The organism is Mesorhizobium sp. C395A (genome assembly GCF_030323205.1).
Classification (GTDB): Bacteria; Pseudomonadota; Alphaproteobacteria; order Rhizobiales; family Rhizobiaceae; genus Mesorhizobium.
Genome location: NZ_CP100473.1, coordinates 2,345,682 through 2,370,201 on the forward strand (window position 1 = coordinate 2,345,682; position 24,520 = coordinate 2,370,201).

The following is a 24,520-nucleotide window of genomic DNA, read 5'->3' on the forward strand; positions in this document are numbered from 1 at the left end:
AAACATTCCTCCCCGCGCCGCTGCAGAGCACGAAACGCAATTTACTCCACCTCGAAATCACGCTTCTATCGCACCAGGGTTCGAGCATTTGGGAGTTGCACGATGAAATTGTGGAAAACCATTCTTGCCGCCACGGTGCTGGCACTGGCCGGCAGTCAGGCATTTGCCGCACGCACCGACCTGGTGATCGGCATTCCGCTCGAGCCGCCGCATCTCGATCCGACCGCCGGTGCTGCCGCGGCGATCGACGAAGTGCTCTACGCCAACGTCTTCGAGGGCCTGACCCGCATCGGCCCGAATGGCGAAGTGCTGCCCGACCTCGCCGAGAGCTGGGCCATTTCCGACGATGGCAAGGTCTACACCTTCAAGCTGCGCACCGGCGTCAAATTCCATGACGGCAGCGATTTCGACGCCGGCGACGTGAAGTTCTCGCTCGACCGCGCCCGCGCCGACAATTCCGTAAACGCGCAAAAGGCCCTGTTCGCCGCCATCGATACGGTCGAAGTCGTCGATCCGACGACGGTCAAGGTGACGCTGAAGAACCCGCAGGGGTCGTTCCTCTACAATATGGGCTGGGGCGACGCGGTGATCGTGGCGCCCGAGAGCGCAGACACCAACAAGGAAAAGCCCATCGGCACCGGCCCGTTCAAATTCCAGAGCTGGGCCAAGGGCTCGTCGATCACGCTGGTGAAATCGGACACTTACTGGGGCGCCCCGGTATCCCTCGACAAGGCCGAGTTCCGCATCGTTCCCGACGCTGCTGCCGCCGTGCCGGCGCTGCTCTCCGGCGACATCCAGGCTTTCCCTTTCTTCGATCCCGACAGCGTCGCGCAGGTCAAGGACGATCCGCGCTTCAAGGTGGTGATCGGCTCGACCGAGGGTGAGACCATTCTGGCGATCAACAACAAGAAGCCGCCTTTCGACAAGCTCGAGGTGCGGCAGGCGATTGCCTTCGCGCTCGACCGCAAGGCGATCATCGACGGCGCCTCGGCCGGCCTCGGCGTGCCGATCGGCTCGCACATGTCGCCCGCCAGCAAGGCCTATGTCGACCTCACCGGCCTCTACCCGCACAATGTCGACAAGGCCAAGGAGTTGCTGAAGCAGGCCGGCCTTGAAAACGGCATCAAGGCGACGCTGAAACTGCCGCCGCCTTCCTACGCACGGCTTGGCGGCGAGATCATCGCCTCGCAGCTGCGCGACGTCGGCATCGACCTCGAAATCATTCCGGTCGAATGGGCGCAGTGGCTGGACCAGGTGTTCACCAAGAAGGATTACGACCTGACCATCGTCTCCCACACCGAGCCCAACGACATCGATATCTACTCGCGCAAGGATTATTACTTCAACTACGACAATCCGGCCTTCGACAAGATCATCGCCGAGCTGAACCTCACCTCCGACGACGCCAAGCGCAACACGCTGCTCGGCGAGGCCCAGAAGATCCTGGCCGACGACGCCGTGGTGGGGTTCCTCTATGAACTGCCGAAGGTCGGCGTCTGGGACGCCAAGCTGCAGGGCCTGTGGGAAAACGCGCCGATCCAGGCGAATGACCTGACCAAGGTGAAGTGGGCGGATTGAGGCGGCGGGCCAAAGGGCGGCGTTTGCGCTCCGTCACACCCCCCTCTGCCCTGCCGGGCATCTCCCCCGCAAGGGGGGAGATTGGGCTCTCATCTCCGCTTTCGCCTATCGCGAACGTTGAACGCTGGTCGACGACACGGAAACTGCTGATCTCCCCCCTTGCGGGGGAGATGTCCGGCAGGACAGAGGGGGGTGGGCGGGAACTCGATTTTCAGGGCGCAGGCGCACCGGGCGTCCCGCCACCATGACCGCCTACCTCCTCAAACGCCTCGCCATCGCTATCGCAACGCTGATTCTGGCGTCGATGGTCGTCTTCGCCGTGCTCGAAGTCCTGCCCGGCGATCCGGCGCGGCTGATGCTTGGCCTCAACGCCAGCGCCGAGCAGGTCGAACTCCTGCGCAACCAGATGGGCCTCAACGCGCCGCTTCTCCTGCGCTACCTCCACTGGGTCGGCGGTCTGCTCAGCCTCGATTTCGGCCGCTCCTACACTTATTCGGTGCCGGTCATCGACCTTGTCCGCGAGCGCATGGCGGTTTCCCTGCCGCTGGCGCTGATCGCGCTGGCGCTGTCCACCATCATTGCCATTCCGGTCGGGCTCTATTCCGCCAGTCGGCGCGGCCGCGCCGGTGACACGATTGCCATGGGTGCCGCGCAGCTCGGCGTCGCGGTGCCGAACTTCTGGTTCGCGCTGATGCTGATCTACCTCTTTGCCGTCTGGTTGCGGCTGGTGCCGGCCGGCGGCTTTCCCGGCTGGAGCGCCGGCGCCTGGCCGGCGCTGAAATCGCTGCTGCTGCCGGCCATCGCCCTCGCTCTGCCGCAGGCCGCGATCCTGGCGCGCGTTGCCCGCTCCGCGCTGCTCGAGGTGCTGAACGAGGATTATATCCGCACCGCCCGCGCCAAGGGCCTGCCCTATCGCGCCGTACTATGGCGGCACGCGCTGCGCAACGCGATGATCCCGGTTCTGACCATTCTGGGCCTGCAATTCGCCTTCCTGCTCGCCGGCACCATCATCATCGAGAACGTCTTTTATCTGCCTGGTCTGGGACGGCTGGTGTTCCAGGCGATCACTCAGCGCGACCTGATCGTGGTGGAAAGCATCGTCATGCTGCTGGTCGTCGCCGTCATTGCCGTTAACCTCGTCGTCGACGTCTCCTATGCCATCGTCGATCCGCGCCTTCGAGGCCGGCAATGACGCTGCACATCGACATCCCCGAGGAGACGTTGGGCAGCATTCTGGCCAAGGCCTTCCGCAACCGCTCCTTCCTCATCGGCTTCGCCATCACGGTGCTGGTGGCTGCAATAGCGGTCATCTCCTACGTCTGGACGCCCTACGACGTGACCAAACTGGTGATCTCGGACAAGACGCTGGCGCCCTCTGCGGCGCACTGGTTCGGCACCGATCATTTCGGCCGCGACATCCTGTCGATGATCATGGTCGGCGCCCGCAACTCGATTGCCGTGGCGCTGGTCGCGGTCGGCATCGGCATGGGCGTCGGCGTGCCGCTCGGCGCCTTTGCCGCGGCGCGCGGCGGGTTGGTCGACGAGGCGCTGATGCGGCTGAACGACCTCGTCTTCGCCTTCCCGGCGCTGCTGTCGGCGATCATGATCACCGCCATCTTCGGACCGGGCGCAATCAACGCCATCATCGCCATCGGCATCTTCAACATCCCGGTGTTTGCGCGCGTCGCCCGCGCCGGCGCGCTGGCGATCTGGCCGCGCGAATTCATCCTAGCCGCCCGCGCCGCCGGCAAGAGCAAAGCGCAGATTACAACCGAGCACGTGCTGCCCAACATCGCCACGCTGCTTCTGGTGCAAGGCACCATCCAGTTCGCGCTTGGCATTTTGGCCGAAGCCGGCCTCTCCTATGTCGGCCTCGGCGCACAGCCGCCAATGCCGAGCTGGGGCCGCATGCTGTTCGACGCGCAGACGCGCATGGTGGTGGCGCCTTGGATGGCGATCTTCCCCGGCATGGCCATCGTCATCACCGTGCTTGGGCTCAATCTGCTCGGTGACGGCATCGCCGACATACTCGACCCGAAATCGCGGCGGCAGCGATGAGCCTGCTGCAGATCGAGAACCTGTCGCTGGCGATCGGCGACACGTCGATCCTCAAAGGGGTCGACCTCTCCGTCGCGCCCCGCGAGGTGATGGGCCTGGTCGGCGAATCCGGTTCCGGCAAATCGATGACGGCGCTGACCATCATGCAGCTTCTGCCGCATGCGGCGCGCGCCACCGGCCGCGTGACCTTCGACGGCATCGATATTCTGGCCGCAACCGAGGACCAGATGTGCGCGCTGCGTGGGGACGACATCGGCATGGTGTTCCAGGAGCCGATGACGGCGCTCAACCCCGTCAAGACCATCGGCGAGCAGGTCGCCGAAGGCATACGCTGGCACACTAGGGCAAGCCGTGCCGACGCCGAAGACCGCGCGCGCAAAATGCTCGACCGCGTTGGCCTGCCGGAGGCCAAATTCCCGCTGTCGCGCTATCCGCACGAACTGTCGGGCGGCCAGCGCCAGCGCGTCGTCATCGCCATTGCCTGTGCATTGAAACCCAAGCTGCTCATCGCCGACGAACCGACCACGGCGCTCGACGTGGTGCTGCAGGCGCAGATCCTCGACCTCTTGCGCGGCCTTGTCAGCGAAAACCGCATGGGCCTGCTTCTGATCTCGCACGACCTCGCTGTCGTCACCGAAATGGCCGACCGCATCACCATTCTGCGCCATGGCGAGGTGATGGAAGCCGGCGACACCGCACGCACGCTGTCGGAACAGCTGCATCCCTACACGCGCCAGCTGGCGCTGGCCTCCATGCACGTGCCCGCGCGCGCCAAGGTTCACGCCACCGGCCAGGGCAAACCGCTGCTTGAGGTCGAAGGCGTGACCCGCGACTATCCCGGGCGGCGTACATCCCTGTTCAAACCCGCTCCCCCGATCCGCGCTGTCGACGACGTCTCCTTGTCGCTGGCGCCGGGCCAATCGGTGGCGCTGGTCGGCCGCTCCGGCTGCGGCAAGTCAACGCTTGCCCGCATGATCCTGGCGCTCGACAAATCGACATCGGGAACGATCCGCTTTCGCGGCGAGACCATCACCGGCAAAAGCGAGGCGGAGCTCAAAGCCGCGCGGCGCGACATGCAGGTGGTGTTCCAGGATCCCTACGGCTCTTTCGACCCGCGCCAGAAGGTCGTAAAACTGGTCGCCGAGCCGCTGCATGTACTGGAGACGAAGCCGACACCGGCCGAGCGGCGCGAGATGGTGGCGCATGCGCTGCACGAGGTCGGCCTCGGCACCAGCGACATGGACAAATATCCGCATGAGTTTTCCGGCGGCCAGCGCCAGCGCCTGTCGATCGCCCGCGCCATCATCACCAGGCCGAAGCTGGTCGTCGCCGACGAGCCGGTCTCGGCGCTCGACGTCTCGATCCGCGCCCAGATCCTCGATCTGTTCGCAGAGCTCAACCAGAAGCTCGGCATTGGCTATCTCTTCATCACTCACGATTTGACCGTCGCCCGCGCCATCACCGATGAGGTGCTGGTCATGCATGACGGCAGGATCGTCGAGCGCGGCAAGACCGGCGACGTGCTCGATCATCCGCAGTCGGAGGCGGCCAGGGCGCTGGTCGCGGCTGCGCCCGATCTGCATCGGGCGATCGCTCACCGTATGCAGGAACAGGGGTGAGTGACCGGTTCGCGCAGCGAATTCATCGTGCCAGTGGCACGATGAAAGGTCACGAACGCTGGGACGCTGCGAAGCAGCGGGGACCCGGCCGGGCGGCCGTTGCCCCTGGTCTGCCTCACTCCTCCGGCTTCACCACATCGACCGGGCTGATGTCGAGCAAATCGAGCGTGCGGCGCAACAGCCGCACTTCGCTCTCGGCCAGTTTGGAATCGGCTTTGGCGATCTCCGCCATGTGGAGCGCCAGCAACTTGCGCCGTTCGACATCGAGATCGCGGAACAGCGCCATGGCTTGCGAACCGTTGGTCTCGTAGCCGAAATCATTGAGATATTCGATGACCGCGTCGATGCTGGTTTCCGGGATGCCGAAGGCGTCCTTGCAGATGCGCCGGAAGGCGACCATTTCGCTCTCCGAAACCGAGCCGTCGGCCAGGATCATGCGAAACAGCATCAAGAGTTCCGCCGACAGCACGGGGTCGTCGGCAACCTTGCGCACGCCGGGGTCACCATCGAAGATCGAGCGTATCTGGTCGAGCAATGCCATCGCCAACAGTGTCCCTTTCCCGAGCCCGCCCAGCGCACATGACCCAAAACTGCGCAGCGGTACTGAGATAATGACATGCACCACAGGAAATCCAAGCGCAACGCGCTTGGATGGACGTAGCGCGGAATCGGCCTTGCGCAAACCGGATGGCCATGAGAAGGCGCGGCACCACCTTTCCCGCCGGAATGTTCAGAAAATCCCGATGCTCGACCTCGCTACCCAGACCGTCATCATGCTTGCCTTCGCCGCCTTTGCAGCCGGCTTTGTCGATTCGATAGCCGGCGGCGGCGGGCTGATCACCATCCCGGCCCTGCTGCTTGCCGGCTTCCCGCCCGTCGCAGCACTTGGAACCAACAAGCTGCAGGGCATTTTCGGCACCGCTTCGGCGACCATCCACTACGCCATGAATGGCCATGTCGATCTGCGCCGACAGCTGCCATCGGCGCTTCTGGCCCTTGCCGGCAGTGCCGTCGGCGCCTTGCTGGCGGCATTCGTGCCGGGTGATCTCCTGCGGGCGCTGCTGCCGCTGCTTTTAATCGCCATCGCGATCTACTTCGCCGTGAAACCCAACATGAACGATGTCGACCGCGCCGAGCGCCTGTCGCCCTTCCTGTTGGGGCTGGTCATCGCCCCTTTGGTCGGCTTCTATGACGGGCTGTTCGGGCCGGGAGCCGGCTCCTTCTACATGCTGGCCTTCGTCAGCCTCGCCGGCTTCGGCGTGCTCAAGGCCACGGCACACACCAAGCTGCTCAATTTCGCCTCCAACATTGGCGGCTTCATCGTCTTTGCCGTCGCCGGCGTCGTCTGCTGGAAGATCGGGCTGATGATGGGCGTCGCCCAGTTCCTCGGCGCCCGGCTCGGCGCCAGCCTTGCCATCCGCATCGGCGCCCGGCTGATCAAGCCGCTGCTGGTGATCATCTGCCTGGCTCTGGCGGTGAAGCTGCTGGCCGACCCGGCGAACCCATTGCGCCAGCTGATTGGTGTATAAGCCTCACGCCTGATAGAGTGCCGTTGTACGAATCATGTTGGAGGGACCACACATGAATCTTAGTGCACCCACTCAGCTTGTTTTCATCATATCCCTTGTCATCGCCATCATCGGCGTGCTCGCCGCGCTTGGCGTTCTTGCGTTCATTCCTCTGGCTGCGGTGTGGATTGTCCTCATCGCATACATCGTGCTTGCCGCCGCCTGCCTGATGCGCGGCGCCTAGGCGCCCGCGACTTCTGCAATTCGAAGCGCCCGGTCAAAAGCCGGGCGCTTTTGCTTTGGATGCATGGTCCGTTAGGCTCTTCCGCGCGGAGGATGACCATGTCCGGCGAGACGGAGCGCCACGATCAACAGCACCGCCCGGTAGCCGACCGGTTCGAGATGGTGCGGCGCGCGCCGGGCCTGCGGCTGCAGAACGCGGTCACCGACATTTGTGGCTATCGCGAAACGGCGCCCGGCCATTTTCGCAATGTCGAATACGCCTCGCTCACCGTCCCGCTGGTGATCAGTTTCGCAGAATCCTTCGCCATCGGCCTTGGTCCTTCAGCGCCGCGTCGAAGGTCGGCGAAAGCGCCCGAACTTCGACATCCACGGAGTGGAAACGAAGCGGACGCGCAGACCCGAGGATGGCGAAACGGTGGACGGTCCTACCTTGCTAACCCAAAAATCGCATCGCACTCAAGATGGCGCTCCAGCTCGGTGGCGATCTCGTCCAGCGCTTTTTCCACGTCCGCGCGATAGTCGATGCCGCCGCCTTTCACGCCGAGGCTTTCCAGGAATCTCGCCCGGAAAGCGTCGGCGGAAAACAGGCCGTGCAGATAGGTGCCAAAAACCTTGCCGTCGGCGGAAATCGCACCGTCGTCGATGCCGTTGATCACAGCCGACGGCCGCGCCATGTCCGGCCCGGTGGTGCGGCCGAGATGAATTTCGTAGCCCTCGAGCGCCAGGCCGAACGGCACTGAGCGGGCGCTGACATTGCGCACCGTCTTTTCCGGTTCCATTACCGTCTCGATGTCGAGCAGGCCGAGTCCCTCGGCCTCGGTGACACTGCCCTCGATGCCATCGGGATCGCGCACCAGGCGGCCGAGCATCTGGAAACCGCCGCAGATACCGACGACATGGCCGCCGCGTTTGCGGTGCGCGAGGAGATCGCGATCCCAGCCATTCTCGCGGAACTTCATGAGATCGCCGATCGTCGATTTGGAACCGGGAATGACCACCAGGCCGGCATTCTCCGGCAAGCGCTGCCCCGGCGGCACGAACACCACTTCGACCTGCGGTTCGGCCTTGAGCGGATCGAGATCGTCGAAATTGGCGATGCGCGACAGCATCGGCACGGCGACCTTCAACGCCCGCTTCTCGCCCGACGTCAGGCGTTCGAGCACGACCGAATCCTCGGACGGCAATCGCGCCGCCGCCTTCAGCCACGGCACGACGCCAAAGCAGCGCCAACCGGTGAAGCTTTCGATCGACCGGATGCCGTCGTCGAACAGCGAGACATCGCCGCGGAACTTATTGATGAGGTAGCCGACGATCATGCGCCTGTCTGCCTCCGGCAGGATCAGATGCGTGCCGGCGACCGAAGCGATGACGCCACCGCGGTCGATGTCGCCGACCAGAATCACCGGCACGTCGGCGCGTGTGGCAAAGCCCATATTGGCGATGTCGCGGCTGCGCAGGTTGATTTCGGCCGGCGATCCGGCGCCCTCGACGATGACCAGATCGGCGCCCTCACCGACCTTCGTCCAGGACTCCAGCACGGCGTCCATCAGCCCCGCTTTCATTGTCTGGTAGTCGCGCGCTCGCGCCTCGCCGAACACCTTGCCCTGCACGATCACCTGCGAACCGATGTCGCTCTGGGGTTTGAGCAGCACCGGATTCATATGCACGGTCGGCTGAACACCACACGCCAGCGCTTGCAGCCATTGCCCACGGCCAATCTCGCCGCCGCCGGGGCGGTCGTCGCCCGGAATGTCGGCGACGGCGGCATTGTTCGACATGTTCTGCGGCTTGAACGGCCTGACTTTCAGCCCGCGATTCCTGGCCGCGCGGCAGAGCCCCGCCACCAGCACCGTCTTGCCGACATCCGAACCCGTGCCTTGCAGCATGATCGCCTTGGCCATGCTCAGCCCCTGCCCTGCGCGCCGGAAACGGTCGATTTCTGCGCCAGCGGCCCGCCGCGCCAGATGTAGAGCGCCAGCAACGCTTCGCTGCCAGTGCGCATGGCATGGCTGACATTGGAGGCGTGATGGATAATTTCGCCCGCCTGGCGGGTGTGAAAGCCGCCTTCGCCCATGCGCCACTCGGTGCCGCCGGTCAGCGGAATGTAGATCTCCTCGGCAATGTGATGATGGTCGGGATAGGTGATGCCGGGCCCCAGGATCAGCAATCCGGCCGCGACCTCTTCATTGGCGAAATGGCCGCGCGTGCCAAACACCTCCAGCCAGCCGTATTTTTGCAAGAACGCTTCACCAAAATCGCTCGCGTTGTAGGTCTGCCCCCAGCACAGATCGTCACGACGCTCCGCCAGCAGTTGCACCAGGGGCTGCGGGTCCGGCGGCGCCAGTTCGACAATGCGGTCGAGCAGACCAAGGCAAGGCAGCGGATGCGCTTCGAGCACGCGCGCCGTCATATTCCAGCCGATCCGGGTCACGGCGTCCCGCACCAGCGCGTTGTCCACGCCCCGGAGATAGGCATGGAAGCGGTCGAGCAATTCGTCGAAATATGTCGGCACGCAATGCTCCGTTGATCCATTCATGCACAGCGGCTGCGCGGCGAGCCGGGTTGCGCGGCGGCATCATTGGTCTAGATTGAGCGGCGCGCAAAGCCAAAAACAACAGGCCAGCAAGCCAACTCCAGCTGGGGAACACAGGGAGCACGCCATGGACGCCGCGGTCGATGCGAGCACCAGCCAGTTCGAGCTCAACGAGGAACAGCGCGCCATCCAGGAGATGGCACAGGCCTTCGCCGCCGATCGCGTTGCGCCCAATGCGCTCGAATGGGACCGGGCAAGACACTTTCCCGCCGATGTAATCCGCGAGACCGGCCCGCTCGGCCTCGGCGGCATCTATGTCAGGGACGATGTCGGCGGCTCGGCGCTCGGCCGGCTCGACGCCGTGCTGATCTTCGAGGCACTGTCGCACGCCGATCCGGCGTTTTCCTCCTTCATCTCGATCCACAATATGGCGGCGTCGATGATCGACCGCTTCGGCGACGACGAGCAGCGCCAACGCTTCCTGCCGAAGCTGACCTCGATGGAATGGCTGGCGAGCTACTGCCTTACCGAGCCGGGTTCAGGTTCGGATGCCGCGGCGCTGAAGACGCGCGCGGTGAAGAACGGCAACGACTATGTGCTTAACGGCGCCAAGCAGTTCATCTCCGGGGCCGGCGACAGCGACCTCTATGTTGTCATGGCGCGCACCGGCGCCGACGGGCCGAAGGGCATTTCCACCTTCGTCGTGCCGAAGGATGCGCCCGGCCTCTCCTTCGGCGCCAACGAGCACAAGATGGGCTGGCACATGCAGTCGACCCGCCAGGTGATCTTCGAGGACTGCAAGGTGCCGGCTGCAAACCTGCTGTCGGGGGAAGGCGCAGGTTTCGGCATCGCCATGGCCGGCCTTGACGGCGGCCGCCTCAACATCGCTGCCTGTTCGCTCGGCGGCGCGCAATCTGCGCTCGACAAGGCGCTGTCCTATACCGCCGAGCGCAAGGCTTTCGGCTCGAAGATCAACCAGTTCCAGGCGCTGCAGTTCCGGCTGGCCGACATGGAGACCGAATTGCAGGCAGCGCGGATCTTTCTCTACGCCGCCGCCTCGAAACTCGACCGCAAGGCGTCGGATGCCGGCAAATGGTCGGCCATGGCCAAGCGCTTCGTCACCGACATCGGCTTCAACGTCGCCAACGAGGCGCTGCAGCTGCATGGCGGCTACGGCTATCTCCATGATTACGGCATCGAAAAACTGGTGCGCGACCTGCGCGTCCACCAGATCCTCGAAGGCACCAACGAGATCATGCGCGTGATCATCGCGCGGGCGTTGATTGGACGCTGACGGCAACAATTCAGGAGAGATTGATGACCACCATCGCCTTCATTGGTCTCGGAAATATGGGCAACCCGATGGCTGCCAATCTCGTCAAGGCGGGGCACGCGGTGCACGGCTTTGACCTGATGCCGGAAAACCTCACCGTCGCCCGCGAGCATGGCGTCATTGTCATGGCGAATGCCGTGGCGGCGGTGAAGGACGCCGATGTCGTGATCACCATGCTTCCCGCCGGCAAGCACGTGCTCTCGGTCTACGAGGACATCGCACCCAAGGCCAAACCAGGCGCCCTGTTTATTGATTCCTCGACCATCGATGTCGAGTCGGCCCGCAAGGCGCATGCCGTAGCAAGGAAGCACGGGCTGCATTCGATCGACGCCCCCGTCTCCGGCGGCACCGGCGGTGCTGCTGCGGGAACGCTAACCTTCATGGCCGGCGGCGCCAAGGATGCCTTCGCCAAGGCCGAACCGGTCCTGAAGCCGATGGCAGGCCGCATCGTCCATTGCGGCGACGACGGCGCCGGTCAGGCAGCCAAAATCTGCAACAACATGATGCTCGGCATTTCGATGATCGGCGTCGCAGAGGCCTTCGTGCTGGCCGAAAAGCTCGGCCTCTCGCATCAGGCCCTGTTCGACGTTGCCTCGACCTCGTCGGGCCAGTGCTGGTCGCTGACCACCTATTGCCCGGTGCCGGGTCCCGTGCCGGCCTCACCCGCCAACCGCGACTACAAACCGGGCTTTGCCGCAGCACTCATGCTGAAGGACCTGAAACTGGCGCAGGAGGCGGCCCAAAGCGCCGGCGCGGTGACGCCAATGGGGGCCGAAGCGGCCCAGCTTTATGCGCTGTTCAACGCCCAGGGAAATGGCGGATCGGATTTTTCCGGCATCATAAATTTCCTTCGCGGCAGTTCTCTATAAGTTTCGATTTGGCAGCGCTTTTCTCGATTTTTATTGCACGGAAAAATTGCAAATTTAGATTTGCTTAAGCTCTCGATAACCCGGCGGTAACGATGTGCCTATATAACGGATGGCGAGGCGGACATATCGCATCCGCCCGGCGCTCCGGATCAGGTCTCGCGTACCGGAGCCCGTAAGTTTCGCAAGTGTATTGTTGGCGAAATGCCATGCGTATCTGGCAAAGCCGCGTTCCGATGGAGCGCGGTTTTTGCGTTTTGCAGTCGTATACTGTTCGGTCTGAATTATGTGCCGATTACAGCGTTCGGAATTGCCTGATGGTCTTCATTGACCAGCACGATCGGTGCGCTGACCCCTTCGACCCTGACGATAAGCAGGCGCACAGTCCGGGCGCCCTGATTGCAAGGCGTCCGGCTGTCGTTCCATCTACTTCTTGCGCAAATCCGCTTGCGCCAGATCCAGCGCTTTGGCGATGCGATCGCAAGCCATGTCGATCGTCGCGCGGGTCCAGATCAGCGGCGGCGACAGGATCATCGTGTCGCCGGTGGCGCGCAGCATCAGGCCTTGCGCGATGGCGTGGTCGCGGACGGTGACGGCGGCACTGCCCGCCGGCAGGAAGCGCTCCTTGGTCGCCTTGTCCTTGACGATCTCGACCGCGCCCATCAGCCCGATCGATCGCACCTCGCCGACCAGTTCGTGGCCGGCAATGCGCTCCTGCAGCGCCTGGGCGAAGTAAGGTCCAGTGTCGTTCCTGACCCTGTCGACCAGGCCTTCTCGCTCCATGATCTCGAGATTCTTCAGCGCCACCGCGCAGGCCACCGGGTGACCCGAATAGGTATAGCCGTGGTAGAATTCACCGCCCTTTTCGACCAGCGTCGCCGCGATACGGTCGCCGACCAGCAGCGCCGACAGCGGCTGATAGCCCGAGGTCAGTGCCTTGGCCGTGGTGATGGTGTCGGCCTCGACGCCGAAGGTCTGCGCCGCAAACCATTCGCCGGTGCGGCCATAGCCGGTGATGACCTCGTCCAGCATCAAAAGCACATCGTATTTGCGGCAGATGCGCTGCACTTCCGGCCAATAGCTCATCGGCGGTATTTTCACCCCGCCCGCGCCCATCACCGGCTCGCCGATGAAGGCCGCCACCTTGTCGGCACCGGCTTCGAGGATGGCGTCCTCGACGGCCTTGGCCGCGCGCAGGCCGAAATCATGGTCGCTTTCGCCAGGCAGCGCCAACTCATAGGCATAGGGCATCATGACATGGACGATGTTGGGCACCGCCCCGCCGAGCTGCTTGTGCATCAAATCCATGCCGCCCAGCGACGTGCCGGCGACGGTCGAGCCGTGATAGGCCGACTTGCGCGAGATGATGCGGTTCTTCTCCGGCTTGCCTTCCAGCACCCAATAGTGGCGCACGAGCCGCAGCGCCGTGTCGTTGGCCTCCGAGCCGGAGGAGCCGTAAAACACCTGGGCGATGCCCTTGGGCGCCAGCTCGGCCAGCTTCTTCGACAGCAGCACGGGCGTCGGCGTCGAGCATTTGAAGAAGGAATTATAGTAGGGCAATTCCTTCATCTGCGCGTAAGCGGCGTCGGCCAGCTCGTCGCGGCCATAGCCGACATTGACGCACCACAGCCCGGCCATGCCGTCGAGTATTTCGGTGCCGTCGGCATCGTAGATGAACGGGCCGTTGGCGTGGGTGATGATGCGCGAGCCGGTCTCGCGCAATTCCTTGTGGTCGGTGAAGGGATGCAGATGATGCGCGGCGTCAATCTGCTGAAGCTGCTTCAGCGAATAGTTCTGGTAAGTCATGGGTTTGCTCTTTCCTCTGGAATCAAAACGGCAAGCTGCCGGGGCGACTTCGTCAGAGGACGGCGGGCGGCGAATAGCCGATACGGGCGCACAGCCTGAGCAGTTCGACGCGCAGCGTGCGCGGCGACGGTGTCACCGCGACCCCGAAGGCGCCGGATGTGCTCATGTAGACCATGGCGGCAGTCTATGCCGCCCGAGGCCCGGAATTCAAGCGGTGCCGCTCAATACCCTTTGCAGGAACACGTATTTCATGGCGGTTTGCGCCGCTTGCGGCCGGCGGTCGCCGCGTCCGCCATGGCCGCCTTCCGTCTCCTCGAAGAACAACGTCTTGCCGTGACCTGCTTCCTGCAGCTTCGCCGCCATCTTGCGGGCATGGCCGGGATGGACGCGGTCGTCGGCGGTCGATGTCGTGAGCAGCACCGGGGGATAGACGGCATCGGCCGAGACATGATGGTACGGCGAATAGGCGGCGAGCCACTTGGCTTCTTCCGGTTTTGCCGGATCGCCATATTCGCCGATCCACGAGGCGCCTGGCGGCAGTTCGGTGTAGCGCAGCATGTCGAGCAGCGGCACCTCGATGATGACGGCGCCGAACAGTTCGGGATGCTGCGTCAGGGAAACGCCGGTAAGCAGGCCGCCATTCGAGCCGCCCTGGATGCCGAGGGAAGCAGCCGTGGCGATGCCGCGCCTGACGACGTCCTGCGCCACCGCAGCGAAATCGTCGAAGGCAGTCTGGCGATTGCCCTTCAGCGCCGCCTGATGCCAGGCCGGCCCAAACTCACCGCCGCCGCGAATGCAGGCCTGCACATAGGCATTGCCCTTCTCCAGCCACAGCCTGCCGCGCACGCCGGCATAGCCGGGCAGCAGCGGTATTTCGAAGCCGCCATAACCATAGAGAAGCGTTGGTACCGGACCCTTCTGGTCGCGCCGCCTGACGACGAAATACGGGATCATGGTGCCGTCCTTCGAGCGCGCCTCGAACTGTTCCGAGACCAGCGGCGCGGCGTCGAACCGCGCCGGCTGCGATTTCACGGTGGCCAGCGTCACCCCGTCATCGTCCGACCAGATGATCGAACTCGGCGTCAGGAAATCGGTGAAGGAGAAGGAGACGCTGGAACCGAAATGCTCGGCATGCGCGATGCCGACATTGCCGTTCTCGGGCAGCGCCGCCGGCTTCAGCGACCAGCGGTCGCCGCTGCGCTCGGCGACAACGACCTTGCCGCGCACATTGTCCATCAGATTGATGAACAGCCGGTCCTGAGTGCGGGCAATGCCGGCGACCGAAACACGGTGCGCTGGCGCGAGCATGGTTTCAACAGGGCCCAGGTCGCCGGTGTCGATCCAGTGTTCGAAATCGAAGGAATAGAGGCCGTCCGGCAAGCACTCAGTGCCGCCCGGCGCCGTCCATGGGCTGCGCACCCCGAACACGAACCGGCCCTTGAACAGCGCGGTGTCGGTGACATCGTCCGGCAGCGGGATGCGCCGGTTTTCGCCCGACGGCAGGCGCAGAAAACTGTGCGAGGAGAAGAAGGCGATCGTGCGGGCCAGAAACAAATACTGCCTGTCGCCATCATGCTCGACCCCCGCGCCGGCCGCGAGATCCTGCTTCTCGGCCTCGAAGATCGGCGTCGCCTCCTCCAACCGGGTGCCGCGCTTCCACAGCTTGACGACGCGCGGATAACCGGACTGGGTCTTGTCGTCTTCATCGAAGGCAGCCGAGACAATGACCGTGTCCCTGTCCAGCCAGGAAAAGCCGGATTTCGAGGCGGGAGCGCGGAAGCCGCCCTCGATGAATGATTTGGTCTCGATGTCGAATTCGCGCATCTCGCTCGCATCGCCGCCATCCGGCGACATCGCCACCAGGCAAAGGTTGAAATCGGGGTAAAGGCGGCTGGCGCCGCTGAACACCCACTTCACCCCCTCCTTGGCCGACAGCACGTCGAAGTCGATGATCGTCTCCCACACAGGCTTCTCGGTCTTGTAGGAAGCAACCGTCGTGCGGCGCCAGAGGCCGAGCACATTGGTCTTGTCCTGCCAGAAATTATAGACTTGGCCGTTGAGCGCGGCACCGACCGCAATGTTGTCCTCGGCCGTCATCAGGTCGAGCGCCGTCTCGAAGGCCGCCTGGTAGGACGGATCGCCCTGTAGTTCGGCCACGGTGATCTGGTTCTGGCGATGCACCCAGTCGAGCGATTCCTTGCTGGTCCGGTCCTCCAGCCAGAGGAACTTGTCCTCCGCGGTGGCATCCGTCTGGCGTTTTGTCGTCGATTGGGTCACGCATGGTCTCCAGGCTAGTGGCGGGCAGCCCTGCCTACATCGCGTTGCAAGCGGTTTTATTCAAGATGGTACGTCAGGTCATCGGGGGAATGCGGCCTCAAACCATCCGCCGGCGCAGGACCGTGGCCACAGCCAGTGCCAGACAAATCGCGCCCAGCGTGATCGGCAGACCGGAGGCGCCGATCACATCCATGACGCCACCCGCCAGCGGCGGCACCACGATGCCGCCGATGCCCCACATCAGGGAGAAGGCGGCATTGCCGGCGACCAGCGCCGAGCCGGTAAAGCGCTCGCCGAGCTCGATGATCGACATGGTGTAGATGCCATAGGAGACCGCGCCCCAGATAAAGACGCAAGGCCAGATCAGCGGCGTCTCGATGAGCAGCGGCAACAGGGCGCAGCCCAGCACCGTCACCACGACGCAGATGAATCGCACCAGACGCGCCGTCAGCCGTTCCGCCAGCAAGCCGAGCGGCACCTGCATGGCGATGTTGCCTGCGATCATCACCGACAGCAGCGCCGACATGCGCGCTTCCGCGATGCCATAGTGCGTGCCGTAGACCGGCAGCAGCGCCAGCACGCCCTGTTCGAAACCGGCGGCAACGACCACCGCCGACAGCAATAGCCATGCCAGTGGCATGAAGCCCATGACCGAAACCCTGCGCCCGGCTTCGTCGACCTTCGGCAGTTGCGGCAGCACCAGCGCCAGGCAGGCGCCGCAGAAGATGAAGGCGGCGATCCCCACCAGGAATGGCGGCCATCCCACGGTGCCGACAACGAGCAGGCAGAGCGGCCCGGCAGCGAAGCCGGCCGAGATGATGGTTGAATAGACACCCATGACGCGACCGCGGCGCGATGGCGGCGCCAGTGCAATGACCCAGATTTCGCTCAAGACATAGAGCGGGTTGGTCACCACCCCGATCAAGAAGCGCAGCGGAAACCACAGATAGACATTCTGGGTCCAGCCGATCAGCGCAAGCACAATAGCCGAAAGCGCCGCGCAGGTAAGCGCGGTGCGCCCTGCCCCGAACCGGCGCGCCAGTGCCGGGATCAGCGGCGACGAGACAATGAAGCCGATCGGCGTCATTGCCGCCGAGAGCCCGATGATGGCCGGCGAAACGCCTTGGCGTTGCAGGATGAAGCTCAGCAGCGGATAGGACAGGCCTTGCGCGATGGCGAACACCGAGACGGTCGCGATCACGCCGCTGATCGCCGCCCACTGCATCTTCTCGTTGTCAGCTTCCGCCAGGTTCATCATTGGCACCTAAACCAGGTTCAGGACTAGCTTTTCTGTCCGACGCGGGTAAGCCCCGCCCCGCGAAAAACCGTTTGCTCCAGACAAGGCCTGTCAGGAGCTTTTGGGCCGTCAGGAGTTTTGGCGCTTGAACGATCGATAGAGCGCGAAGCTCACCAGCAGCGCGTCGAGTCCGGCGATCACCACCGGCAGACCGAGCGGACCGATGATCTGCATCAAGGCACCGGCGCCAGGCGGGCCGACAATGCCGCCGGCGCCCCACATCAATGCGAAGGCGGCGTTGCCGGCGACCAGCACGGTTCCCCTGAAGCGGCTGCCGAGTTCCACCAGCGCCATGGTGTAGACGCCGTAGCCGACAGCGCCCATGACGAGAAGGACGAGCCAGATCGCCGGCATCGTGATCAGCAACGGCAGCAAAACCGCGCAGGTCGTTGTCGCCAACGCACAGAAGATGATCATCGCCCGCCCGCCGAAACGCTCGGCCAGCAGGCCGAGCGGGATTTGCAGGAAGATGTTTCCCAGCGACAGTGCCATCACCAGGGCCGCCAGCGTCCTTTCGGGCAGGCCATAGGCGGCACCGAAGACCGGCATCAAAGCGTAGGTGCCCTGCTGGACCGCCGCCGAAACCAGCACGGCAAACAACAGCGCCGGCGCCAGGCTGGCGAAACCGAAAAAGCCGCCGGGCAATTGGCCGTCATCCTCGAAGCCGGCGAGGCTTGACGAAACAGCACGAAGGATCGCGGCGCACAGGATGAAGCCGGCCATGCCGACCAGGAAAGGAACCCAGCCCGATATCCCAACCGCGGTCAGGACCAAAGGCCCCGCAGCATAGCCAGCGCCCAGCACGGTGTTGAATGCCCCCATCACCCTGCCGCGGCGCGACGGCGGCGCCAGCGACAGCGCCCATACTTCGCCCAGTATATAGAGCGGGTTGATGACGATACCGATGATGAAGCGGATGACGAACCAGCCCACCCAGTCCTGCAGGTAGCCGATGCCGAGGAAGCACAGCGCCCCAATCAATGAGCAACCCACAGCCAGGTTGCGCGCGCCGACCAGCCGAACGGCTGCCGGCACGAACGAGGCCGAAAGGATCAGGCCAAGCGGCATCATCGCTGCCGACAAGCCGATCAGCGCCGGCGACATGCCTTGCTTCTGCATCAGCAGCGTAAACAGCGGCGAGCTCAGCCCTTGCGCCGCACCGAACATCGCGAGGGCGGCAGTTACGCCGGCAAGCGCCGCCCATTGCGTCCCCGCTTCGCCATCGCTCGAACCGGTCGCAGCCATGATGCCTTCCACATGAATTGCCGGCCCGATCCAGCGGCAAACCATTGAGCTAGCGGTTCGATTTAGGGAAAGGAAGGGCCGCGCCTGAAATCCCCTTGCGCCAAGAGCCGCAGTGGGCGCGTCCTGTCCGCCAATCCCCGGCAAGGTTGTCAGCTATCGGACTGCCGTTCGGGCATGTCGCTTCCCTCGTCCTAGTGGTCGCCGCCTCCGCAATGGCCGGACAGCCGCCGGTCCATTATGCCGCCCGCTACCAGCATCGTACGAGGACCATCATGACCGCCGCCCTGCATCCAGCCGAACCGCCTTTGGCAGCCGACCGTGCCCGTCGCGGTGGCCGTGCGGGCAAGCGCGCCGGCGGCTCGGCCGCCTTCGAACAGCCGGCTTTTCGACAACTGAGAAATCCGCTGACGCCGACCAAGCTGATCTCGGACGACGAGCTGGAATCGATCCACCTCGCCTCGCTGCGCGTCTTGAGGGAAATAGGCGTCGACGTGCTGCATGACGAAGCGCGCCGCATCATGAAGGAAAATGGCGCTGATGTCCGCGAGGGCAGCGAGCGCGTGCGCTTCGACAGCGACATGATCCTCGATCTCATCTCCAACTGCCCGTCGGAATTCACGCTCCATGCCCGCAACCCGGCGCACAATGTGCGCTTCGGCGGCAACAATGTGATCCTGTCGATGATGGCGTCGGCACCGAACTGCTCCGACCTCGATCGCGGCCGCCGTCCGGGCAACCAGCAGGACTACCGCAACTTCCTGCGTCTGGCGCAGATGCACAACATCCTGAACTGCACCGGCGGTTATCCGGTCGAGCCGACCGACATCCATCCTTCCGTGCGCCACCTCGAATGCATCCGCGACCTCGCCACGCTGACCGACAAGGTGTTCCACATCTATTCGCTCGGCAAGGAGCGCAATGTCGACGGCATCGAGATCGCCAGGATCGCCCGCGGCATCAGCCATGAGCAGATGCTCGAAGAGCCGTCCGTCTTCACCATCATCAACACCAATTCGCCGCTGAAACTGGATGTGCCGATGATGGAAGGCATCATCCAGATGTCGAGCAAGGGTCAGGTCGTCGTCATCACGCCCTTCACCCTGTCCGGCGCGATGGCGCCGGTGACCATCGCCGGTGCGCTGGTGCAGCAAAATGCCGAGGCGCTGTCCGGCATCGCCTTTGCCCAGATGGTGAGAAAGGGCGCGCCGGTTGGCTATGGCGGCTTCACCTCGAATGTCGACATGAAGTCGGGCTCGCCGGCCTTCGGCACGCCTGAATATATGAAGGCGCAGCTTGTCGGCGGCCAGCTTGCCCGCCGTTACAAGATCCCCTACCGCACCTCCAATACCTGCGCCGCCAACACCGTCGACGCGCAGGCAGCCTATGAAAGTGTGTTCTCGCTGTGGGGCGCCATCCAGGGCGGCGGCAATCTGATGATGCACGGCGCCGGCTGGCTCGAAGGCGGCCTGCGCTGTTCCTACGAGAAGACCATGCTGGACATTGACCTGTTGCAGATGGTGGCCGAGTTCCTCACCCCGCTCGACCTGTCCGACGAAGCGCTCGGCTTCGACGCCATCCAGTCGGTCGGCCCCGGCGGCCATTTCTTCGGCACCCAGCACACGCAGGACCGCTACAAGACAGCCTTCTACTCGCCCATCCTCTCCGACTGGCGCAATTTCGAGACCTGGGCCGAAGCCGGATCGCCGACCGCGCTGGAAAAGGCCAACAAGGTCTGGAAGGAGCGGCTGGCATCCTACGAGGAACCCTATATGGACCCGGCGATCCGCGAAGAGCTCAACGACTTCGTCGAAAAGCGCACGTCCGAAGGCGGCGCGCCGACCGATTTTTGATCGGCAAGCAACTGACGGCATCCTGCCAACCGACACACCTGATTCAATTTACGCAAAAACGGACCTATCTCTCATGAAATCTCATGTAAAAGCGGTTGTCATTGGCGGCGGCGTCGTTGGCTGCTCGGTGCTCTATCACCTGGCCAAGGCCGGCTGGACCGACATCATGCTGATCGAGCGGTCCGAGCTCACCTCCGGCTCGTCCTGGCACGCAGCCGGCGGCTTCCACACGCTGAACGGCGATCCCAACGTCGCCAAACTGCAGGCCTATACGGTGCAGCTCTACAAGGAGATCGAGGAAATCTCCGGCCAGTCCTGCTCGCTGCATCTGACCGGCGGCGTGATGATGGCCGATACGCCCGAGCGCATGGATTTTCTGCGCCTGGCACACGCCAAGGGCCGCTATCTCGGCATGGACACCGAGCTGATCACGCCCTCCGAAGCCAAGGCGATGTTCCCGCTGATGGACGAGACCAATTTCGTCGGCGCCATGTGGGATCCGGTCGAAGGCCATCTCGATCCCTCCGGCACGACGATCGCCTACTCCAAGGCGGCCAAGAAGCTGGGCGCCGAGATCGTGCTGCGCAACCGCGTCGTCGACTTGACGCAGGAAGTTGACGGCACCTGGAACGTCGTCACCGAACAGGGCACCGTCCACGCCGAGCATGTCGTCAACTGCGGCGGCCTGTGGGCGCGCGAGATCGGCCGCATGGTCGGCGTCGAACTGCCGGTGCTGGCCATGGAGCACATGTACCTGCTCACCGAGCCGATGCCCGAGGTCGAGGAATTCAACAAATCGACCGGCCGCGAGATGATCGGCGTGCTCGACTTCAAGGGCGAGATCTACACCCGCCAAGAGCGCAACGGCATCCTGCTCGGCACCTATGAAAAGGCCTGCAAGCCATGGTCGCCGGTCAATACGCCGTGGGATTTCGGCCATGAACTGCTGCCGCCCGACCTCGACCGCATCGCGCCGTCGCTGGAGATCGGCTTCAAGCATTTCCCCGGCATCGAGAAAGCCGGCATCAAGCAGATCATCAACGGCCCCTTCACCTTCGCGCTCGACGGAAATCCGCTGGTCGGGCCGGTGCAGGGCCTGACCAATTTCTGGTGCGCCTGCGCCGTCATGGCCGGCTTCAGCCAGGGCGGCGGCGTCGGCCTCGCGCTGTCCAACTGGATGGTGCATGGCGATCCCGGCTTCGACGTCTGGGGCATGGATGTCGCCCGCTTCGGCGAGTGGGCCGGCCTGCGCTACACCAACGCAAAGGTGCGCGAAAACTATTCGCGCCGCTTCTCCATCCGCTTCCCCAATGAAGAGCTGCCGGCTGCGCGCCCTGCACAAACCACCCCGCTCTATGACACGATGCTCGCCAACAACGCCGTCATGGGCGATAGCTGGGGCCTGGAGACCCCGCTGTGGTTCGCGCCGAAGGGCAAGGAGCCGAAGGACGTCGTCTCCTTCCACCGCTCAAACGATTTCGGTCCTATCGGCGAGGAAGTGCGCGCCACGCGCGAACGCGTCGGCGTCACCGAAATCGCCAACTTCGCCAAATACGAAGTGTCGGGACCTGCGGCTGAGGATTTCCTCAACCGGCTGATGACCAACCGCATGCCGAAGATCGGCCGCATCGTGCTGACGCCAATGATCAACGAATTCGGCAAGCTGATCGGCGACTTCACCATCGCCAAGGCAGGCGAAGACAGATTTATGATCTGGGGCTCTTCCGCCGCGCAGAAATACCACATGCGCTGGTTCGAAAAGCACCTGCCGAAGGATGGTTCGGTGCGCATCCACCGCTTCGATCAGACGCTCGTCGGCCTGTCGATCGCCGGGCCGAAATCGCGCGACCTCTTGCAGAACCTGGTCGATGTCGACATCTCGACGAAAGCTTTCCGCTTCATGGATTTCCGCGAAATGGCGGTCGGCGGCGCGCCCTGCATGGTCAACCGCATCACCTATACCGGCGATCTCGGCTATGAAATCTGGATGGCGCCGGCCTATGAGCGCCTGGTCTACAAGGCGATCAAGGACGCCGGCGAGGAGTTCGGCCTCGTCGATTTCGGCATGCGCGCTTTGCTCTCCATGCGCCTGGAGAAGAACTTCCCGACCTGGTACCGCGAGCTGCGCCCGATCTACGGGCCGTTCGAAGGCGCGATGGACCGCTTCATCAAGCTGGAGAAGAACGACTTCATCGGTCGCGAGGCCGCCGCCAAGGAACAGGCGGAAGGGCCGAAACTGCGCCGCGTTTCCTTTATCGTCGATGCGGCCGACGCCGATGTCATGGGCGACGAGCCGATCTGGGCCAAGGTCGGCAAGGACTATGGCACGGTGGAAAAGCCGCATGGCTATGGCGCGCCACGCTTCGACATGGCGGGCAAGGAAGTGCGTGGCTCGAAGGCTGCCGAAGGCGCTTCCGCCGTGCGCGGCATCGTCGACGGCGACTGGCGCGTGGTCGGCTGGGTCACCTCGGGCGGTTATGCGCACTATGTGCAGAAGTCGATGGCGCAGGGCTATGTGCCGGCGGCACTCGCCGAGGACGAAAGTGCCGGACTGTTCGAGATCGAGATCCTCGGCCACCGGCGTCCGGCGCGCGTCAATGTCGAGGCGCCCTTCGACCCCAGCGGCGAGAAGATGCGGACCTGAAAAGGCGACAGGGAGCGTGAGATCGTGTAAGGGGCCTTCGGCAGTTGGCCGCAGGCATTTTCCCTCGATGAGAAGACGATCCCCTTGCAGTATCTAGAGAAATGGACGGACTGGCTCGGCGAAGGCAAGGTCGGTCCCTTCAACGCCGCACTGGTCTGCGTCGCGGTCTATTGCGTCGTCCAGATCGTGGTGATGGCGCTGCTGTCCCATGTCGTAGGAACCGGTGTCGGCGTCGACGATTCCGAACAGCTGATGTACATGCACTACCTCTGGGCTGGCTATGGCGGCTCGCAGCCGCCGCTCTACACCTGGCTTGCCCGCCTCGTCGCCGCCGTGGTCGGAACGAACATCCTGGCGCTCAAGATCGTGAAGTACCTGCTGATCGGAGCGGCGCTGGCGTCGGTTTTCATCGCTGTCCGCCGCCTGGGCTATTCCAGCCGCGCTGGCGCCGCCGCATTGTTCGGCCTGCTGTTGTTTCCGCAGATGGTGTGGGAGATGCAGCACGCCCTCACCCACTCGATCGCCGCTTTCTGTTTTTCAGTGGTGCTGTTTCTTGCGCTCGTTGAACTGGTGCAGCGGCGTTCGCTGGCCACCTATGTGCTGTTTGGCGTGGCGATGGCCGCCGCCATCCTGTCGAAATACAACAACGCGATCTTTCTCGGCGCGCTGATGCTGTCCACCCTGTCGCTGCGCGAAACGCGCGGCGTCATCCTCAACCGCCGGTTTTCGATCAGCCTTGTCGTGGCGGTGCTGCTTTGCCTGCCGACGCTCTACTGGAACCTGACCTACACCGACCAGTTGCTGTCGCACAGCGGCGGCTTCGGCATGGGCAGAGGAGAAAGCGCCATACAAACCGCATTCTACGGAATGCGCGGACTGGGCAAGGCTATCCTGTATTTCGCCGTGTTGCCGGCCGGCATATTCGTCGCGGCTTTGCTCATCGCATGGAAAAAGCCAGCGCCCGCGCTGCAACCGACGCCATGGACCGAGAAACTGGTGTGGCGCACCATCGCTTTTGCCCTGGCGATGACCATCGTGCTCGTCCTGGCGAGCGGGACGACGCAATTTCGCGATCGCTGGATGCTTCCCATCCTTGTGTTGCTGCCGGTCGCGCTGGCCATGCGGATGGATGCCAGAGGCGACAAGGGAAGGAAGGTGCAGGACGTCGTCGTCTTTGTCGGCGCAACGCTTGCCATCCTCGTGCTGCCGGTGACCTGGTACACGCACCTCAATGGCGGCGACAGCCGCGGCAGCATCGTGCGTGTCGACTACCAGTCGCTCTATGGCCAGCTGACGGCAAACGGTCCGGTTCGCACGGCGATATCGAGCTGGCACTGGGTGGGAAATCTGCGTCTTGTCGATCCCGATCTGGTCGTGCTCGACGACGAGATGCCGGACTTCAGCCATTTGCTGATCGAGCCGGCGGTGCTCGTGATGGCCAATGACAAGGAACCTCCCGAGGGCATCCTGCGGGCCTTGAGCGAGGCCGGCTATGTCGCTGACGGCTCGCCGCAGCAGTTGGTCGTTCCGATGCTGTTCGATAGCGAGCCGCCCACCCGCACGCTGACGGTCACGCGGCTGAAGAAAGCGGCCGCGGGCGCAGCGCCACAGTAAGTCGGCAGGGAGGCGTCGGGTGGAGAAACAAGGGTTCGGCCGTCACCGC

19 protein-coding genes and 1 pseudogene are annotated in these 24,520 nt (G+C 63.9%); 12 read left to right on the forward strand and 8 right to left on the reverse strand.

Going from position 1 to position 24,520, the window contains the following annotated elements; all coding sequences use genetic code 11:
• Nucleotides 1-102: 102 nt before the first annotated feature.
• From NLY37_RS11660 to NLY37_RS11675, 4 genes are all read left to right on the forward strand, one after another.
• Nucleotides 103-1,578: an ABC transporter substrate-binding protein gene (locus NLY37_RS11660; protein ID WP_023741561.1), complete on the forward strand. Its 1,476-nt coding sequence runs from the start codon at nt 103-105 to the stop codon at nt 1,576-1,578.
• A 244-nt stretch (nt 1,579-1,822) separates the two neighbouring features.
• Entirely contained in the window at nt 1,823-2,770 is a 948-nt protein-coding gene (locus tag NLY37_RS11665; protein WP_023741562.1) for an ABC transporter permease, read from the forward strand.
• On the forward strand, nt 2,767-3,636 hold the full coding sequence (locus NLY37_RS11670) for an ABC transporter permease (protein ID WP_023741563.1): 870 nt from the start codon (nt 2,767-2,769) through the stop codon (nt 3,634-3,636). Before NLY37_RS11665 ends, NLY37_RS11670 begins: the two co-directional genes overlap by 4 nt.
• A complete protein-coding gene (locus tag NLY37_RS11675) occupies nt 3,633-5,255 on the forward strand; it encodes an ABC transporter ATP-binding protein (protein ID WP_023741564.1) in 1,623 nt (540 codons plus the stop codon). Before NLY37_RS11670 ends, NLY37_RS11675 begins: the two co-directional genes overlap by 4 nt.
• Nucleotides 5,256-5,370: 115 nt before the next feature.
• Here NLY37_RS11675 and NLY37_RS11680 read toward each other — a convergent pair whose 3' ends face one another.
• Nucleotides 5,371-5,802 carry a TerB family tellurite resistance protein gene (locus NLY37_RS11680; RefSeq protein WP_023691035.1) on the reverse strand — a complete coding sequence of 144 codons (432 nt, stop codon included), beginning with the start codon at nt 5,800-5,802 and terminating at the stop codon, nt 5,371-5,373.
• A gap of 196 nt (nt 5,803-5,998) precedes the next feature.
• On the opposite strand from NLY37_RS11680, the gene NLY37_RS11685 reads away from it, so the two are divergent.
• The 3 genes and pseudogenes from NLY37_RS11685 to NLY37_RS11695 form a co-directional block, all read left to right on the forward strand.
• Nucleotides 5,999-6,784, forward strand: coding sequence for a TSUP family transporter (locus tag NLY37_RS11685; protein WP_023741565.1), 786 nt, complete (start codon nt 5,999-6,001; stop codon nt 6,782-6,784).
• A 52-nt stretch (nt 6,785-6,836) separates the two neighbouring features.
• The gene (locus NLY37_RS11690; protein ID WP_023670429.1) at nt 6,837-7,007 is read left to right on the forward strand and encodes a hypothetical protein; all 171 of its coding nucleotides are present in this window, start codon (nt 6,837-6,839) and stop codon (nt 7,005-7,007) included.
• A 98-nt stretch (nt 7,008-7,105) separates the two neighbouring features.
• Nucleotides 7,106-7,324 (forward strand): annotated as a pseudogene (locus NLY37_RS11695) (AraC family transcriptional regulator); the annotation flags it as partial.
• A 107-nt stretch (nt 7,325-7,431) separates the two neighbouring features.
• On the opposite strand, the gene NLY37_RS11700 reads toward NLY37_RS11695, so the two are convergent.
• Nucleotides 7,432-8,907 (reverse strand): cobyric acid synthase, encoded by a 1,476-nt coding sequence (locus NLY37_RS11700; protein ID WP_286442409.1) that lies wholly within the window; start codon nt 8,905-8,907, stop codon nt 7,432-7,434.
• A gap of 2 nt (nt 8,908-8,909) precedes the next feature.
• The gene (locus NLY37_RS11705; protein ID WP_023670427.1) at nt 8,910-9,518 is read right to left on the reverse strand and encodes a dimethylsulfonioproprionate lyase family protein; all 609 of its coding nucleotides are present in this window, start codon (nt 9,516-9,518) and stop codon (nt 8,910-8,912) included.
• 148 nt (nt 9,519-9,666) lie between these two features.
• On the opposite strand from NLY37_RS11705, the gene NLY37_RS11710 reads away from it, so the two are divergent.
• Both NLY37_RS11710 and mmsB read left to right on the forward strand, forming a co-directional pair.
• Nucleotides 9,667-10,833: an isobutyryl-CoA dehydrogenase gene (locus NLY37_RS11710; protein WP_023741567.1), complete on the forward strand. Its 1,167-nt coding sequence runs from the start codon at nt 9,667-9,669 to the stop codon at nt 10,831-10,833.
• Between the two features lie 23 nt (nt 10,834-10,856).
• Entirely contained in the window at nt 10,857-11,741 is an 885-nt protein-coding gene (gene mmsB, locus NLY37_RS11715; protein ID WP_023691030.1) for a 3-hydroxyisobutyrate dehydrogenase, read from the forward strand.
• 423 nt (nt 11,742-12,164) lie between these two features.
• On the opposite strand, the gene NLY37_RS11720 is transcribed toward mmsB, so the two are convergent.
• The 5 genes from NLY37_RS11720 to NLY37_RS11740 all read right to left on the reverse strand — a co-directional run bounded on the left by NLY37_RS11720 (nt 12,165) and on the right by NLY37_RS11740 (nt 18,363).
• Nucleotides 12,165-13,544, reverse strand: coding sequence for an aspartate aminotransferase family protein (locus NLY37_RS11720; protein ID WP_023739079.1), 1,380 nt, complete (start codon nt 13,542-13,544; stop codon nt 12,165-12,167).
• A gap of 52 nt (nt 13,545-13,596) precedes the next feature.
• Entirely contained in the window at nt 13,597-13,719 is a 123-nt protein-coding gene (locus NLY37_RS11725) for a hypothetical protein (RefSeq protein WP_023741568.1), read from the reverse strand.
• 32 nt (nt 13,720-13,751) lie between these two features.
• Entirely contained in the window at nt 13,752-15,821 is a 2,070-nt protein-coding gene (locus NLY37_RS11730) for a prolyl oligopeptidase family serine peptidase (protein WP_023741569.1), read from the reverse strand.
• A gap of 97 nt (nt 15,822-15,918) precedes the next feature.
• A complete protein-coding gene (locus NLY37_RS11735; RefSeq protein WP_023730703.1) occupies nt 15,919-17,076 on the reverse strand; it encodes an MFS transporter in 1,158 nt (385 codons plus the stop codon).
• A gap of 111 nt (nt 17,077-17,187) precedes the next feature.
• On the reverse strand, nt 17,188-18,363 hold the full coding sequence (locus NLY37_RS11740) for an MFS transporter (protein WP_023741570.1): 1,176 nt from the start codon (nt 18,361-18,363) through the stop codon (nt 17,188-17,190).
• Between the two features lie 272 nt (nt 18,364-18,635).
• On the opposite strand from NLY37_RS11740, the gene NLY37_RS11745 reads away from it, so the two are divergent.
• The 3 genes from NLY37_RS11745 (at nt 18,636) to NLY37_RS11755 (ending at nt 24,471) form a co-directional block, all read left to right on the forward strand.
• A complete protein-coding gene (locus NLY37_RS11745; protein ID WP_023741571.1) occupies nt 18,636-20,213 on the forward strand; it encodes a trimethylamine methyltransferase family protein in 1,578 nt (525 codons plus the stop codon).
• Nucleotides 20,214-20,286: 73 nt separating this feature from the next.
• The gene (locus NLY37_RS11750) at nt 20,287-22,857 is read left to right on the forward strand and encodes a GcvT family protein (RefSeq protein ID WP_023741572.1); all 2,571 of its coding nucleotides are present in this window, start codon (nt 20,287-20,289) and stop codon (nt 22,855-22,857) included.
• An 84-nt stretch (nt 22,858-22,941) separates the two neighbouring features.
• Nucleotides 22,942-24,471: an ArnT family glycosyltransferase gene (locus tag NLY37_RS11755; RefSeq protein WP_023741573.1), complete on the forward strand. Its 1,530-nt coding sequence runs from the start codon at nt 22,942-22,944 to the stop codon at nt 24,469-24,471.
• The last annotated feature ends 49 nt before the right edge of the window (nt 24,472-24,520 follow it).

Coding starts and splice junctions, on each gene's coding strand:
- NLY37_RS11750 (WP_023741572.1), top strand. CDS start 20,287: ATGAAATCTCATGTAAAAGCGGTTGTCATTGGCGGCGGCGTCGTTGGC.
- NLY37_RS11670 (WP_023741563.1), top strand. CDS start 2,767: ATGACGCTGCACATCGACATCCCCGAGGAGACGTTGGGCAGCATTCTG.
- NLY37_RS11685 (WP_023741565.1), top strand. CDS start 5,999: ATGCTCGACCTCGCTACCCAGACCGTCATCATGCTTGCCTTCGCCGCC.
- NLY37_RS11690 (WP_023670429.1), top strand. CDS start 6,837: ATGAATCTTAGTGCACCCACTCAGCTTGTTTTCATCATATCCCTTGTC.
- NLY37_RS11675 (WP_023741564.1), top strand. CDS start 3,633: ATGAGCCTGCTGCAGATCGAGAACCTGTCGCTGGCGATCGGCGACACG.
- NLY37_RS11740 (WP_023741570.1), bottom strand. CDS start 18,363: ATGGCTGCGACCGGTTCGAGCGATGGCGAAGCGGGGACGCAATGGGCG.
- NLY37_RS11745 (WP_023741571.1), top strand. CDS start 18,636: ATGACCGCCGCCCTGCATCCAGCCGAACCGCCTTTGGCAGCCGACCGT.
- NLY37_RS11660 (WP_023741561.1), top strand. CDS start 103: ATGAAATTGTGGAAAACCATTCTTGCCGCCACGGTGCTGGCACTGGCC.
- NLY37_RS11735 (WP_023730703.1), bottom strand. CDS start 17,076: ATGAACCTGGCGGAAGCTGACAACGAGAAGATGCAGTGGGCGGCGATC.
- mmsB (WP_023691030.1), top strand. CDS start 10,857: ATGACCACCATCGCCTTCATTGGTCTCGGAAATATGGGCAACCCGATG.
- NLY37_RS11725 (WP_023741568.1), bottom strand. CDS start 13,719: ATGGTCTACATGAGCACATCCGGCGCCTTCGGGGTCGCGGTGACACCG.
- NLY37_RS11710 (WP_023741567.1), top strand. CDS start 9,667: ATGGACGCCGCGGTCGATGCGAGCACCAGCCAGTTCGAGCTCAACGAG.
- NLY37_RS11720 (WP_023739079.1), bottom strand. CDS start 13,544: ATGACTTACCAGAACTATTCGCTGAAGCAGCTTCAGCAGATTGACGCC.
- NLY37_RS11700 (WP_286442409.1), bottom strand. CDS start 8,907: ATGGCCAAGGCGATCATGCTGCAAGGCACGGGTTCGGATGTCGGCAAG.
- NLY37_RS11665 (WP_023741562.1), top strand. CDS start 1,823: ATGACCGCCTACCTCCTCAAACGCCTCGCCATCGCTATCGCAACGCTG.